Annotated in this window: 12 protein-coding genes and 3 pseudogenes; 11 read left to right on the top strand and 4 right to left on the bottom strand. The window is 68.3% G+C overall.

Features of this window, described 5'->3' with window-relative positions; translation table 11 throughout:
- Positions 1 to 131 precede the first annotated feature (131 nt).
- Positions 132 to 650, bottom strand: coding sequence for an integrase (locus tag ACWY4P_RS44540; protein WP_456206511.1), 519 nt, complete (start codon positions 648 to 650; stop codon positions 132 to 134).
- A gap of 165 nt (positions 651 to 815) precedes the next feature.
- Here ACWY4P_RS44540 and ACWY4P_RS44535 point away from each other — a divergent pair, with 165 nt between their 5' ends.
- Positions 816 to 1520, top strand: coding sequence for a hypothetical protein (locus ACWY4P_RS44535; protein ID WP_456206509.1), 705 nt, complete (start codon positions 816 to 818; stop codon positions 1518 to 1520).
- 123 nt (positions 1521 to 1643) lie between these two features.
- Here ACWY4P_RS44535 and ACWY4P_RS44530 read toward each other — a convergent pair whose 3' ends face one another.
- The gene (locus ACWY4P_RS44530; protein WP_456206507.1) at positions 1644 to 2276 is read right to left on the bottom strand and encodes an AAA family ATPase; all 633 of its coding nucleotides are present in this window, start codon (positions 2274 to 2276) and stop codon (positions 1644 to 1646) included.
- Complete coding sequence (locus ACWY4P_RS44525) at positions 2263 to 2904, bottom strand: bifunctional 4-hydroxy-2-oxoglutarate aldolase/2-dehydro-3-deoxy-phosphogluconate aldolase (RefSeq protein ID WP_450485364.1); 642 nt, start codon at positions 2902 to 2904, stop codon at positions 2263 to 2265. The genes ACWY4P_RS44530 and ACWY4P_RS44525 overlap by 14 nt, the downstream gene beginning before the upstream one ends.
- Before the next feature lie 245 nt (positions 2905 to 3149).
- Between ACWY4P_RS44525 and ACWY4P_RS44520 the strand changes: the two genes are divergently transcribed.
- The 9 genes and pseudogenes from ACWY4P_RS44520 to ACWY4P_RS44480 all read left to right on the top strand — a co-directional run.
- Positions 3150 to 4058 (top strand): Gfo/Idh/MocA family protein, encoded by a 909-nt coding sequence (locus ACWY4P_RS44520; protein ID WP_456206505.1) that lies wholly within the window; start codon positions 3150 to 3152, stop codon positions 4056 to 4058.
- Complete coding sequence (locus ACWY4P_RS44515; protein ID WP_358646461.1) at positions 4051 to 5049, top strand: LacI family DNA-binding transcriptional regulator; 999 nt, start codon at positions 4051 to 4053, stop codon at positions 5047 to 5049. The genes ACWY4P_RS44520 and ACWY4P_RS44515 overlap by 8 nt, the downstream gene beginning before the upstream one ends.
- The gene (locus ACWY4P_RS44510) at positions 5046 to 5585 is read left to right on the top strand and encodes a VOC family protein (RefSeq protein ID WP_358646463.1); all 540 of its coding nucleotides are present in this window, start codon (positions 5046 to 5048) and stop codon (positions 5583 to 5585) included. The genes ACWY4P_RS44515 and ACWY4P_RS44510 overlap by 4 nt, the downstream gene beginning before the upstream one ends.
- The gene (locus ACWY4P_RS44505) at positions 5585 to 6496 is read left to right on the top strand and encodes a sugar phosphate isomerase/epimerase family protein (protein ID WP_358646465.1); all 912 of its coding nucleotides are present in this window, start codon (positions 5585 to 5587) and stop codon (positions 6494 to 6496) included. The genes ACWY4P_RS44510 and ACWY4P_RS44505 overlap by 1 nt, the downstream gene beginning before the upstream one ends.
- On the top strand, positions 6493 to 7476 hold the full coding sequence (locus tag ACWY4P_RS44500) for a Gfo/Idh/MocA family protein (RefSeq protein ID WP_456206503.1): 984 nt from the start codon (positions 6493 to 6495) through the stop codon (positions 7474 to 7476). The genes ACWY4P_RS44505 and ACWY4P_RS44500 overlap by 4 nt, the downstream gene beginning before the upstream one ends.
- A 171-nt stretch (positions 7477 to 7647) precedes the next feature.
- Positions 7648 to 9069: an MFS transporter gene (locus tag ACWY4P_RS44495; protein ID WP_456206501.1), complete on the top strand. Its 1422-nt coding sequence runs from the start codon at positions 7648 to 7650 to the stop codon at positions 9067 to 9069.
- Positions 9066 to 9830, top strand: a complete 765-nt coding sequence (locus tag ACWY4P_RS44490; protein ID WP_456206499.1) for an SDR family NAD(P)-dependent oxidoreductase — start codon at positions 9066 to 9068, stop codon at positions 9828 to 9830. The genes ACWY4P_RS44495 and ACWY4P_RS44490 overlap by 4 nt, the downstream gene beginning before the upstream one ends.
- A gap of 361 nt (positions 9831 to 10191) precedes the next feature.
- Positions 10192 to 10505 (top strand): annotated as a pseudogene (locus tag ACWY4P_RS44485) (transposase); the annotation flags it as partial.
- A 261-nt stretch (positions 10506 to 10766) separates the two neighbouring features.
- Positions 10767 to 11693 (top strand): annotated as a pseudogene (locus ACWY4P_RS44480) (integrase core domain-containing protein); the annotation flags it as partial.
- A 183-nt stretch (positions 11694 to 11876) separates the two neighbouring features.
- Here the strand turns inward: ACWY4P_RS44480 and ACWY4P_RS44475 are convergent.
- Positions 11877 to 12958: pseudogene (locus ACWY4P_RS44475) on the bottom strand (IS110 family RNA-guided transposase); the annotation flags it as partial.
- A 187-nt stretch (positions 12959 to 13145) separates the two neighbouring features.
- Between ACWY4P_RS44475 and ACWY4P_RS44470 the strand changes: the two are divergent.
- Entirely contained in the window at positions 13146 to 13616 is a 471-nt protein-coding gene (locus ACWY4P_RS44470; protein WP_456206498.1) for a PaaI family thioesterase, read from the top strand.
- Positions 13617 to 13623 lie beyond the last annotated feature (7 nt).

Genomic DNA, 13623 nt, shown 5'->3' with positions numbered 1-13623 from the left:
GTTGACCGAGAACTGGCATCGTGACCGGGCGTCGCATATGTACAGTATACGCCCGATGCCACACCCAGCACTGGCCCAAACTGTCCACCGCACACGCTGCAGCTCACCAATGATGCCCTCGGCTTGCGCGGTCAGGAACTCGCGCCAGGTGGGACCTGAGCAACGTGGCGCGGGGTCGATGTCGGCCGCGTTGAGGATCCCCTCACCGTCGAGGCGGCGATCCGATGCCCGAGTCGGGCCAGTTCCCCTTGGATCCGCCGGTGCCCGCACGTCGGATTCTCCCTCGCCAGCCGCAGGACGAGTTTCTTGATCGCTGCCGGGGTGGGTGGGCGTCCGGTGCCCCGGCGCGCGGTGTAGTCCCACTTCGCGGCGATGAACCTGCGATGCCAGGCAAGCAAGGTGCCGGGGGCGACAGGGAAGACCTCGCGCCAGTGGCGCCGGGGTATCAGCCCGGACAGCGCTGCGAACCAGAACCGGTCGGCAGGCTCATAGCGGACCGGTCCGACCAACTGGCGGCGCAGGACAGCGTTCTCATGCCGCAGCACCAGCAGTTCCGCCTCCTTCGCCGTCCCGCGACGCAGGAGCACCGATGGAACAGTCAGCAGCTTCCGGGTCACCTTGTACAGCAAGGACACGATCACGGAGGACATGATCCCAGCGGACTGACCGCATCCAGCCCACCTGCGGCGATGACTTTTCGAGCGGCACACGCCGGGGCCGATCACGAGGTGACGAGCCTGGGGCAGCACGTGTCCGCTCAGTGGTTTTTCAACGATGTTCGCGCGACCGTCTCAGCCGTACGCGGAACCTGGCCCATGGCCGGCGACCTCATCGCCGAGTTCGGGCCGATGGACACGGTCGCTGCCCACGTTGAGGCTCTGCGCCGCCCGCGCCCGGAACGCACGACGGCGCTGGGCGACGGGCGGGTGGCCCGGACCTTCGGACACCCGCCCGCAGACCCGCTCGCGGCTGCAGACCTGATGGCCATCACCGTGGCCATCCTCGACGACCCGTCCGGACATCACACCCTCGCGCGCCTCCTGTCCGCCCTGCCCTCGACCAGCACCGCCCACATCCGCCTGCGTCATCACGCCCAGCACTGCTCACCTGCCATGACGGCGGTGATCCGCAGCAGTGTCCGCTTCCCCCGCAAGGCCGCCGGCCCGCCCGCCCTCTTCCCACAGCCCGCCACCCACCGCGGCCGACTTGACCCACGCACCATCTCCACGCCCCTGCCCGAGCACTGGGCCGTTCCGCTCGACGAACTCGACGCACCGAGACGGCAACTGCGCAGGGACGCGGCCATCCGCCTCGTCCAGATGGCCACCGGCCGCTCCCGCCGCTCCGCGGCCCTCTACCTCGGGATCCCTCTCGGCTCACTGCACTCCGCTACCATCAGCATCCGCACCTGGCAGAAAGAACCGGGCAACGCCACGGCGTACCGGAGAGCTCTCCACCGCGTCGCCGAGATCGCCATCGCGCAAGGCCAGGCCGAGGGGGGCGGTGCCGGAGGCGAGTGACAGCGCCGTTTGACGTTGGTCCCGCGGAGAGCCTTGGTCTTGAGCTGCGTCTCGGGGTGAGGCCGATTTTCCGGCAGGGCTCGGCGCCTCAGGCCCGTCAAATGACACTCGCGCAGCGATGTCTCAGTGGAAGGCGGGAAGGGGTGCCTGCCCGATATTGCCCGCGAGCCGCACGACAGCGTCGAGATTCGGTTGGGCGTCGTTGTCCACGACGATGTGCCGGGCTCCGGACCAGGCGCAGTCCTGGGTCCCCAGCCGTTGCCAGAATGCGGGCCAGTCGGCCAGCTTGGCCCGGTCTCGTGGCAGACCTCGTTGCGTCAGTCTCGTACGAACGGTCTCCGCGGAGGCCCGCACCTCGACCACGACGACAGGTGTTCCCGCCGGCCAGGAGGCCCGGTCGGCGGAGACAGTCAAGAAGTCGGGGTTGCCGAGGTACGCCGCGAAAGGCGCGTCCAGGACGATGGGGAGGCCCAGCCGCAGGTTGTCGGCCGCTGTGGCGAACAGCGCCTTGTACTCGGCCGGCATCAACCGTTCGATGTAGGTCGGGTCGTCTTCGCGGCCTCCGGCCCGCCGGCCGACCAGTTCGAGTGCGGCGTCCACGAGGTCGCCGGCCAGGGAGTCCTTGTCGAGGTAGACGGCGCGGAGCCGGCGTGCGAGCTCGCGGGCGACATGAGACTTTCCCGAGCCTGCTGGGCCGATCGCGACGAATACCGGTGGTGTCCCGGACGTGGGGGCCAGCGGGTCAGGCGCGGGCATTGGCCACCGCCTCGAGGAATGTCCGGGCCGCCGCGCGGACCGGGTGCTGCTCTGTGCTTTCTCGCTGCGCCGCCTTGGTGATGAAGCTTCCGACGCCGACCGCCGCGACTCCGGCATTGAACCACTCGTCCACGTTGTCCGGGGAGACGCCTCCGGCCGGGACCAGGGGGATGTGGCCGAGTGGTTCGAGTACTGCACGGGCGTAGTCGCGGTTGAGGACCGAGGAGGGGAACAGCTTGACGAGATCGGCTCCTGCCGTGGCCGCCTGGACGATCTCCGTGGGTGTTGCGGCTCCGCAGATGCTGACGGCCTGGTATCGGCCGGCGGTCTCCAGCATGCCGGAATCGACCTGGGGGCTGACCAGGAAGCGCGCTCCGGCCTGGATGCTGGCGTACGCGGCAGTCGCGTCGAGTACGCTGCCGGCGCCGATCTCGGCCTCGGGGTACTCCGCGCTCAGCCGGCGAATCACGTCCAGGGCACCCGGCGTGGTGAGCGTCACCTCGACCGCTCGTATCCCTCCAGCGATGGCCTCGCAGGCCACTTTGTACGACGCCTCTGCGGTGGGCAGGCGCACGATCAGCACCGTTCCGGTGTCGCAGATGGCATTCAGCGTGCGCAGCTTGCGCATCGAGTCACCTCAAGGAAATCCGTTGTCGGGGGGTGTTGACAGAGCTTAGGACCCTCTGTTTCGGTAATGCAATCGATCTCAGCAATCGATCGCAGTGGCCGACCTCAGAGGGGACAATCGGCAGAAGTTGCTCCATACCGAAAGTGAGGAGGCGCGTCGTGAGACGTCCGCGAACGGCAGTTCTAGGCGCCCGCCACTGGCACGTACCCCTGTATGTCAGCGCCTGGGCGGACACTCACGATGTCGTGCTGGTCCAGGACGAGGAGCCCGACGGGGTCACGGACATCGCCCGACGCCTCGACGCGCCCGTCTGCGGGGAAATCGGGGAGGCTCTGGACGCCGGGCCGTTGGACCTGGCCTACGTCTTCGGGCCGCACGACCGCATGGTGGACACCTGCCTGGACCTGGTCGAGCGTGGCATTCCCTTCGTGGTGGAGAAGCCGGGTGGCACGGGGCCCGAGGACGTGGAGCGGATCCGGGATGCGGCCGTCTCGGCAGGGGTGGCGGTGACTGTCCCCTTCGTTCAGCGTGGCGGCCCCGTGGATCACGCGCTGTCCCTGGCCGGCGCGCCGACGTACCAACGGGCGAGCTTCGTGGCCGGCCCACCGGAGCGCTATCACGCGGCAGGCTGCTCGTGGATGCTCGAGCCCGCGCGCTCGGGCGGGGGGTGTCTGGTGAACCTGGCGCCGCACTTCATCGACCTCTTCCTACAGCGGAGCCGGGCCCGGCGCGTGGAGCTTGTGGCCGCCAACCTTTCCGCGAGCCTGCACGGCGAGGCCGTTGAGGATCACGCCACGCTGGTGCTCGCGGGCGACGACGGCAGCGAGGCCATCATCGAGGTCGGCTATGCCTTCCCGTCGAGTCCCGCGAAGCGGTACTGCTCCTACACCAGCGCCGGCGAGGGGGGATACGTCGACGTGGGTACCTCCGGCGACGTCTCCTTCACGCGTGCGTCGGACGGTGTCACCGAGTCGAGCGCCATCGACGTGGACAGCGACCCGCTGTATGACGTGTTCGTTCGACAGGTGGCTGACACCTGGGCGGACGGCTTCGCCGGGCTGCCTACCCTGGCCGACCTTGCCGACACAATGAGGCTCGTCTGGGCCGCGTACAAGCGGTCTCCCATTGCGTCTGTGGAGGTCAGCCATGGCTGAGGTGAGCATCGACGACGTCGCCGCCCGAGCGGGCGTGCATCGTTCCACGGTTTCCCGCGCCTTCTCCCGGCCTGAAGCCGTGAATGCCGAAACCCGGAAGCACGTCCTGGAGGTGGCGAAGAGTCTCGGTTACCGGGTGAACCCGCTGGCGCAAGCTCTGCGCCGCCGTGCGAGCAAGCTTGTTCCGCTGCTCGTCCCGGACATCACCAACCCCTTCTACGGTGAGCTGGCGAGGACCATGGCGGCTGCGGCGGCCGACCGGGGTTATCAGTTGGTGTTGTGCGTGACCGGCGGCGAGGTAGCCCAGACCAATGCGTATCTGACATCGCTGCAGGAGATGTACGCGCCCTTCGGGATCGTCGCGCCGTCGACCACTGTGGACCTCGACGAGCTGCAGAACGTCGCGCTTGGCAGCAAGGTCGTTGTGGTCGACCGTGTCGAACAGGCGCAGGTGCCGACCGTGACGGTGGACAGCGCCGAGGGCATCGCACTCGCCGTGGACCATCTGCGCGGCCTGGGGCACCGGCGCATCGCCTATGTGTCCGGCATCTCCGGGGCGTACACGTCCAGGGACCGCCTGGCCGCCTACGAGGGGCTGGCCGCGGAGCTGGACATGCCGGCGGTGGTCCTGGACGGAGGCACCGGGCCCGACGTGGGTGAGCGGGCCGCCCAGCGTCTGGTGGACATGACACGCGAAGAGCGCCCGACAGCAATCATCGCGGCCAATGACATGGTCGCCTTCGCCCTCATCTCCGCTCTTGGTGTGCGCGGTGTGTCCGTCCCGGACGAGGTGTCGGTGATGGGCTTCGACGGCCTGGAGTTCGGCGCCCGGTTCAACCCACGGCTGACCACCGTCCGCCAGCCCATCGCCGACATGGGAGTGATCGCCATCGACCTCGCCGAGAAACTCCTTAAGGACGGGGAGACGAGCCATGTCGTTCTGGCCCCGGACCTGCTGGTCCGTGAGTCGACCGCGGAGGTGCCCCGATGAGCCTGCCCGCAGGGTTCCAGCACGTCGACCATGTCGCCTTCACGGTGCCCGACCTCGGCGAAGCGGTCACCTTCTTCACGGACGCCTTCGGAGCCGAGGAGCTCTACCGCTCGACGCGGGGGCCCGACGCCGACTTCATGCCCGCGCATTTCGAGGTCCCGGCCGATGCCCACCTGGAACTCGCCATGCTGCGCATGCCGCCGAACCTCAACGTGGAGCTGTTCCAGTGGTGGAGCACGGACCAGCGCCGCGACTACCCGCGCCACTGCGATGCCGGCGGCCACCACCTGTGCTTCACCGTGGCGGACGTCGACACCGCCGTCGAGCATCTCCGCTCGCACGGCGCCCGTGTGCTGGGCGGAACCAAGGAGGTCGGCCCGGACAGCCCGCGCGTCGCGGGCAACCGGTGGACCTACCTCCGGGCGCCCTGGGGCCTGTTGATCGAACTGGTCGACCGCTCCCGCGTCCACAACCCGCCACCGCTGATCGGGCCTGCCGACTGGACTGCCCCCTCCCGAACCGAAAAGGACCTGTAGTGCGGATCATTGGCCACACCCTCGGCACACCGGAACAGACCCTCCCCGAGGCGCTGGAACTCTTCGCCTCCGCCGGTCTGGACGGAGCGGAGGTCATCTACCAGAACGACTACCGCAGCGGACTGCCGATCGGGGACGATGCCGCCGCTGCCGAGGCGGCCCGCGCAGCGGACGATCTCGGCGTAGCGGTGGTGGGTCTCGCTCCGTACACCACGGGGCTCAACCACGAGGACCCGGCGCAGCGACTCGCCGCGCTCGATGAACTGCGGTCGGCCATCGACTGCGCCCATCGCGTGGGCGCCACCCGGATCCGCGTGTACGCGGGTTCCTGGGGAGCGGATCGAACCGATCACGCCGCACACTGGGAGCGCCTGCAATCGGGGCTTTCGGAGCTGGCGCCGCTCGCCGCCGACGCCGGAGTACTCCTGTGCGTGGAGAACCACTTCGGAACCATGACGCAATCGGCGAAGGAGACCGCCCGGCTGATACGCGAGGTGGACTCACCTGCCGTCCGAGTGCTCTACGACCAGGCGAACCTCACCTTCACCCACGACGAGGCATGGCCGGAAGCACTGCGGGAGCAGGGCGACCTGATCGGGCACGTTCATGTGAAGGACCTCGTCTTCACCGATCCGAACGCACCCTTCGTCGCCTCCGAGACGGCCCGGGTGAAGGCGGACGAGCGGGCGGTGCGCTCCCGCGTCGTCGGCGAGGGCATCGTGCCCTGGGCGGACATCCTGCAGGCGGTCAAGCAGCACGGATACGACGACGTCCTCAGCCTCGAATACGAGTACCGGTGGCACCCGCAGGACCTCCCGTCCCCGGCGGAGGGCTTCACGCGGTCCGCCCGCGCGCTGCGCTCACTCCTCGAAGAGGCCGCCGGACTCGCACCCGCGGAGGTCTCCCGATGAGCCGGCCGCCGCTGCGTGTCGGAGTGGTCGGCGCCGGGAACATCGCACACATCGCGCAGCTGCCCACCCTGGCAGCACGGGACGACGTCATCCTCGATGTCCTGGTGTCCCGGCGCGAGGACCCCTCCGAACTGGTCCGCCGCTGGGGGTTCTCCACGGCGGTCCCGACCGTCGAGCAGGCACTCGAACGTGACTTGGACGCCCTGTTCGTGTTGACCCCGAGGTCAGAGCATGTCGCCGGCGTGAGCAGCGCGCTGGAGGCGGATGTGGATGTCTTCTGCGAAAAGCCCCTCGCGACCGCGACCAGTGACGCGGAGCGGCTCGCCGACCTCGCCGACGCGCGTGACCGCGTGCTGATGGTCGGCTTCAATCGCAGGTTCGCGCCGACCTACGTCGCCGCTCGTGACCAGTTCGGGGACGCCGGTGCCGCCTTCTGCGTCGCGCAGAAGAGCCGCCGCGGCAGCGAGTACCGCGCGACCTTCGAGAACGCCATCCACATGGTCGATCTGCTGCGCTGGTTCTGCCCGGGCGAACCGGTCGACGTCTCCGCCCACGCCGCCGGTGACGACCCCTGGCAGGAGGACGGCGTCTCCGCCCTGGTCCGGTTCGCCGGCGGCGGCACCGGTGTCCTGACGGCGGCACGGACCGCTGGTGCGTGGGCCGAAAAACTGGATGCCCACGGCGCCGAGCGCTCGGCCGAGGTGGTCGCTCCGGACACGGTGACCCTCACCCGGGACGGTGCGAGCACGGTGCGCTCGATGAGCCCCGAGGCATTCGGCTGGGCCACGGCGACGAACACCTTCGGGTTCGCCGCCGCCGTTCACCACTTCCTCGACCGCGTACGAGACCGTGGAGCGCCGCTGACGTCAGGGCGGGAAGCCGCCCGCACACAGGCGCTCCTCGACGACATCCTGCAGGCCGCCGGTCTGCCCGTGAAGGAGCAGGAGGGCCGCACCTGGTCCAGCCACGCGACGCGCTGACCCTCCGCGAGCCTCGAACGGCCCCTCACGGAGCTGGCGCCGGCGGCGTCCCCTCTCGAAGAAGGCTTTCCGAACCGCCGACGTCGTCGACCGTCACAACCCGGTCCGCGGTGCCATGACCCGCCGACTGTTCGCACAGATCCCATCCCTCACTGCACTGAGGAGCGCTCAATGGCGAACGCACCAAGAATAACCTCACCGAAATCCCCCTCCGCAACGGCCAAACCGGCCACCCCACCCCGCGGAAGGCGGCTGAACATCCTGGCCGGTACTGTCGGCCACTTCATCGAGTGGTACGACTGGTACAGCTACGGCCTCCTGGCCGCCGTCTTCTCCAGCCAGATCTTCCCCGGAAACAGCCCGGCGATGTCGCTGATCGGCGCCCTGCTGACCTACGCGGTCGGGTTCGTGGTGCGTCCGCTGAGCGGCATCATCATCTCCCCCCTGGCCGACCGCTACGGCCGCCGCGTCGTCCTGGCCACCACCATCGGCGGCATGGCCGCGGGCAGCCTGATCCTCGCGCTCACCCCGCCGTTCTCCGCCATCGGATACGCGGCACCGCTGCTGTTCCTGCTCGCCCGCGTACTGCAGGGCATCTCGGCCGGCAGCGAGATGCAGAGCGCCATCGCCTACATGGTGGAGAACGGCTCGACCGACCGGCGCGGCCTGTTCGGCTCGTTGTCGAATGTGGCCAGCGGCCTTGCGACGCTGGCCGCCACCGGCATGGGGGCGATCGTCACCTCGACCCTGAACACCCATGACCTGGAGACGTGGGGCTGGCGCATCCCGTTCGCCATCGGCGGCCTCCTCGGCATCGTCGGTCTGCTGCTGCGCTCGCACGCGGACGAATCCCCGGAGTTCGAGGCCGCCGCCGAAGAGGCCGCCGCCGGCCGACAACCCGAGAACCTGCGACTACGGGAACTGCTGCGCAGGCACCCCAAGGCACTGCTGCAGACCGCGGCTCTGTCCGCCCCGGCCGTCGCCTACTACACGTGGGCCACCTTCCTGCCCACCTACGCGCACCTGACCACCGGCCGTGACCTGGACTCCGCCTTGGCCGGCAACACCATCGGACTGGGCCTGCTGGTGATCATCGTGCCACTGTGCGGCTTCCTGTCCGACCGCATCGGCCGGCGTAAGCCCTTCCCCATCATCGGGGCCATCGGCATGGTGGTGCTCTTCTATCCGCTGCTGCTGTTGCTGCAGCAACCCGGATTCGGCGTCTACGTGACGGTGACCGCCTCCGGCTGGGTGGTCCTGGCCATCTGGCAAGGGGTCTACCCGACCATCCAGGCCGAACTGTTCCCCGCCGCCGTTCGCGTATCCGGCATCGGTGTCGCCCACCAGATCGTCATCGCAGCCCTCGGCGGAACGGCCCCACTCATCGCCAGCGCATTCATCGAGGCAGGCCACCCCATGGGCGTAGCGGTATACATGACGGCCATCGTGCTGCTCTGCCTCATCGTCTATCTGACCCTGCCGGAAACGGGCCGCTCAGGCGCGCACACCACCACACCACCCGCTGCGGAATCCGACACCGAGCACAGCCCTGCATCCACAAAATCCATGAAAGCCACGGAGGACACCCCATGACCGCCCCGTCCCAGATCGCCCTTGTCACCGGGTCCAGCGGAGGCATCGGAGCCGCCACTGCTGAACGGCTGCACGCAGCGGGCACGGTGGTCATCGGCTGCGACCGCACGCCACCGGACAGCCGCCCGAAATGGCTCGCGGAATTCCGCGAGCTGGACGTCACCGACGAGCAAGCGGTACACGACACCGTGACCGCGATCAAGGCGGAGTTCGGGACGATCGACGTCCTGGTGCACGCCGCCGGCATTCTCGGCAACGAACCGCACCTGCTCACCACCCCGAGCTCCGAATTCGCCCGGGTGATGGCGATCAACGCCACGGGGGCCTTCTCCGTACTGCGCGAAGTCGGCCTTGTCATGCAGGCCCAGCGCTCCGGCTCCATCGTCGCGGTGGCCTCGGTCGCCGCGAAGGAGGCCCGTCGCGCGTACGTGCCCTACAACGCCAGCAAAGCGGCCGTGCTGAACATCTGCTGGTCACTCGCCCTGGAACTCGGCCCGGACAACGTGTCGGTCAACGCCGTGTGCCCCGGACCGGTCAACACCGCCATGTGGAACCAGCTCGCCACCCGCGCCGGCGGCAGCGACCCCGACGGAGACCAGCGCGCGCGCCAGGCCCGGGCCGCTCAAATCCCGATGGGCCGATTCGCCGAGCCAGAGGAGGTAGCGGCGACCATCACCTTCCTCACCGACCCGGCCAACCGGTACCTGACCGGCCTGAGCCTGGATGTCGCCGGCGGCGCCCGGCTCGGAATGGGCAGCTGACGGAGCGACTCCGCCCTCGGAACGGGCGACAAGGGCCGACTTCTTGTGGGCCCAGCCGTCCGCGCTGTACCCGGCTGGCTCCCACACGTCCTCGGACACCAGCTCCAGCCAGGCGCGCATCTCCAGTTACTGCAAGGCGTGCAGGTAGAGCGCTGGTGGTCACCGACCGGCGCCCCATCCTGATCCACACCCATCGGCGGGTCGCCCAACCCCCGCTGATACGTCGGCCACTGCTCACGGTTCATCTCGCCCAGCGCCTGCACGTGCCCGCGCCACTCCACGGCAATGGTGACGAGTCCAGCACCACCACCTGAACCGCCCCGGATCGAATGGAGACTCGATTTCATGAAAGGATCGAGTCATGGCACGGCCTTCCCGTTACCCGCTTGAGCTCCGTCGCCGTGCGGTGCGCATGGTCGCCGAGGTGAGCGACGACTACCCGAACGAGACGGCCGCCTTGCAGGCGGTGGCAGGGAATCTCGACATCGGCTCCCGCGAGACGCTGCGGAACTGGGTGAAGCAGCACGAGATCGACGCGGGCCGGCGTCCGGGGACGACGACGGAGGACTCCGCCCAGCTCAAGGCGTTGAAGAAGGAGAACGCCGAACTCAAGCGGGCCAACGAGATCCTGAAGGCCGCCGCAAGTTTCTTCGCGGCCGAGCTCGACCGGCCACACACGCGCTCGTAGCGTTCATCGACGAGCACCGGGACCGCTTCGGCGGCGTCGAGCCGATCTGCAGAACCCTCACCCAGCACGGCTGCAAGATCGCCCCTTCCACGTACTACGCCCACAAGAAACGCCTCGAAACTCCCTCCGCCCGTTCCGTGCGCGATGAGGAACTCAAAGAGCGGATCCAGGAGGTCTACACGTCCAACTTGTGCCGCTCGAAAAGTCATCGTCGCAGGTGGGAGTGGTACGGCCAGTCCGCTGGGATCATGTCCTCCGTGATCGTGCCCTTGCTGTACAAGGTGACCCGAAAGCTGCTGACTGTTCCATCGGTGCTCCTACGTCGCGGGACAGCGAAGGACGCGGAACTGCTGGTGCTGCGGCACGAGAACGCGGTCCTGCGCCGCCAGTTGACCGGACCGGTGCGCTACGAGTCCACCGACCGGTTCTGGTTCGCCGCCCTGTCCGGGCTGATACCCCGGCGCCACTGGCGCGAGGTCTTCCCTGTCGCCCCCGGCACCCTGCTGGCCTGGCATCGCAGGTTCATCGCCGCGAAGTGGGACTACACCGCGCGCCGGCGCACCGGACGCCCACCCACCCCGGCAGCGATCAAGAAGCTCGTCCTACGGCTGGCCCGGGAGAATCCGAGGTGGGGGCACCGGCGGGTCCAGGGGGAGCTGATTCGACTCGGGCATCGGGTGGCTGCATCGACGGTCTGGGAGATCCTGCATGCCGCGGGCGTCGATCCGGCACCGCGCCGCGCAGGCCCCACCTGGCGCGAGTTCCTGACCGCGCAAGCCGAGGGCATCATCGCGGCAGACTTCTTCCACATCGACACCGCCCTCGGCAAGCGGCTGTACGCGCTGGTGTTCCTCGAGCACGGCACCCGGCGACTGCACATCACCGGGGTCACCGCCCGCCCGACACAGGACTGGGCGGTGCAGCAAGCAAGGAATCTCACCTCCGACCTGGGCACACGCATAAAGTCCCTGCGCTTCTTACTGCGCGACCGCGATGGCAAGTACGGCGAGGCATTCGACGCCGCCTTCCAGGCCGAGGACATGGAGATCCTCAAAAGTACGCCACAAGCTCCCCGCATGAACGCGCACTGCGAACGCATCATCGGCAGCATCCGACGCGAAGCCCTCGACCACGTCCTGATCATCAACGGGGCCCACGCCCGCCACGTCCTCGCGGCCTACGAGCGGCACTACAACCAGCACCGACCCCACCAGGCCCGCAACCAGCTACCACCCGACGCTCACGAACAACCCGCCGCAGCGCATGACCTCAACACCCACAGAGTCGCGCACCCGGCTCCTCGGCGGCCTCATCAACGAGTACAGATATGCGGCATGACGTGCTTCCCAATGTCGATGTCAACCGGTGTTCATGACGGGTGGTGTGACGTGGTAGCACCGTCGGTCACGTATGAGGGCCCACAGAACGTTGACGCGTCGGCGGGCGAGCGCGATCACGGCCTGGACGTGTCGTTTTCCTTCGGCACGTTTCCTGTCGTAGAACGCGCGCGAGTTGGGGTCGTGCTGGATGCTGAAGAGCGCGGAAGCGTAGAAGACACGCTGCAGGCGCCGGTGGTAGCGCTGGGGCCGGTGGAGGTTGCCGCTGGTCTTGCCGGAGTCGCGAGGCGCGGGAGCCATCCCGCCGAAGGCGGCGAGACGGTCCGGCGTCGGGAAGGCGGCCAGATCGCCGCCAGTCGCAACGAGGAACTCGGCACCGAGCAGGGTCCCGATACCCGGCATGCTGATGATCACTTCGGCGAGCTCGTGCTGGCGAAACCGGCCCTCGATCAGCTTGTCGACCTCGGTGATCTTCTCGTTGAGGACCATGACCTCCTTCGACAGGGTGTGAACCATCGCCGCGATGGCCTTCTCGCCGGCCACGGCGGTGTGCTGACGTCCAGCGGCCTCGACAGCCGCCTGGGCCAGGTCCTGGGCGCCACGGACCTTGCGATTGCGCAGCCAGGACGTCAGCCGGCTGACGCCTGTGCGGCGGATCACGGCCGGCGTCTGGTAGCGGCACAGCAGGATCAGGGGCCGGCGTTGGTCACGTCCAGCGTCCGCTCCAGGGCGGGGAACATGCTGGTCAGTAGGGAGCGCAGCCTGTTGACGGTGCGGGTGCGGTCCGCGACCAGCTCGGTGCGGCGATCAGTTAGGAGCCTGAGCTCGACGGCGGCGTCGTCACCAGAACGGACCGGCTGGAGGTCGCGGCGCATGCGGGCCTGATCCGCGATGACCAGAGCATCACGGGCATCAGTCTTTCCCTCGCCCCGGTAGGCGTCGCTGGCCCGGTTGACCACACGCCCGGGGACGTAGAGGAGTTTTTGACCATGGTTGACCAGCAGTGCGATCAGCAGGCCGGGTTCGCCACCGGTCATGTCCATTGCCCAGGTCACCTCGCCATCGGCCAGGTCGAGAACGTCACCCACCAGCTGGAGGAGTTCCCTGGCCGTTCGGCCTCCTTCGAGGTGTCCCGCCGTAGAAGCACCGCCGGGACGGAGAGAAGACGTTGAGCCACCTGGTACAGAAGCGACACGATCATCTAAATATGGTCGCAGCACTCTGCGGGCCGGGGCGGGGTGTTTGACCAGCCGCGATGAATAACCGAGCCCCACACGGTGGGCTGACACCATGGAGCAGGCACTAGGCCCACAGGCCGCACCGCCGCCCCATGGCGGCGACTGGCGGAAATGGATCGACTGGGCCAACGAGCAGCCTGTCTCGCAGGTGATGGGACTTCATTGTGCGCTCATCGAGGCCGGACGGGCCGAGATCGTGCTCGACCGCGGCCCCTGGCCGCTCAATCCCAACGGAGCCGTCCACGGCGGCCTTGTCATGGCCTGTGCCGATCACACCATGGCCATCGCCCTGATTTCCGAGCTGGAGCCCGGAACGATGCCGGCCACTGCGACCCTCAGTACGGACTTCCTGCGACCGGCGTTCCCACCCCTCACCTTCGAAGCCGTCGTGGACCGGTGTGGCAGGACGATGGGCTTCCTGACTGTCACCGTCCGGGACAGGAACGGCAACGTGGCCGCAAAGTGCCACGGCACCATGCCGATCGACGGTTCGTCCCGCTTCCTCAACGACACCGCTTCCTGAGGACATT

The sequence above is a fragment of the Streptomyces sp. LZ34 genome, from assembly GCF_053890475.1.
This window is presented reverse-complemented; position numbering and strand designations above follow the sequence as displayed.

Bases quoted from the DNA above. Each gene is read 5' to 3' on its own strand.
- ACWY4P_RS44540 (WP_456206511.1), bottom strand. From the start codon at position 650: ATGTCCTCCGTGATCGTGTCCTTGCTGTACAAGGTGACCCGGAAGCTG.
- ACWY4P_RS44535 (WP_456206509.1), top strand. From the start codon at position 816: ATGGCCGGCGACCTCATCGCCGAGTTCGGGCCGATGGACACGGTCGCT.
- ACWY4P_RS44530 (WP_456206507.1), bottom strand. From the start codon at position 2,276: ATGCCCGCGCCTGACCCGCTGGCCCCCACGTCCGGGACACCACCGGTA.
- ACWY4P_RS44525 (WP_450485364.1), bottom strand. From the start codon at position 2,904: ATGCGCAAGCTGCGCACGCTGAATGCCATCTGCGACACCGGAACGGTG.
- ACWY4P_RS44515 (WP_358646461.1), top strand. From the start codon at position 4,051: ATGGCTGAGGTGAGCATCGACGACGTCGCCGCCCGAGCGGGCGTGCAT.
- ACWY4P_RS44510 (WP_358646463.1), top strand. From the start codon at position 5,046: ATGAGCCTGCCCGCAGGGTTCCAGCACGTCGACCATGTCGCCTTCACG.
- ACWY4P_RS44500 (WP_456206503.1), top strand. From the start codon at position 6,493: ATGAGCCGGCCGCCGCTGCGTGTCGGAGTGGTCGGCGCCGGGAACATC.
- ACWY4P_RS44495 (WP_456206501.1), top strand. From the start codon at position 7,648: ATGGCGAACGCACCAAGAATAACCTCACCGAAATCCCCCTCCGCAACG.
- ACWY4P_RS44490 (WP_456206499.1), top strand. From the start codon at position 9,066: ATGACCGCCCCGTCCCAGATCGCCCTTGTCACCGGGTCCAGCGGAGGC.
- ACWY4P_RS44470 (WP_456206498.1), top strand. From the start codon at position 13,146: ATGGAGCAGGCACTAGGCCCACAGGCCGCACCGCCGCCCCATGGCGGC.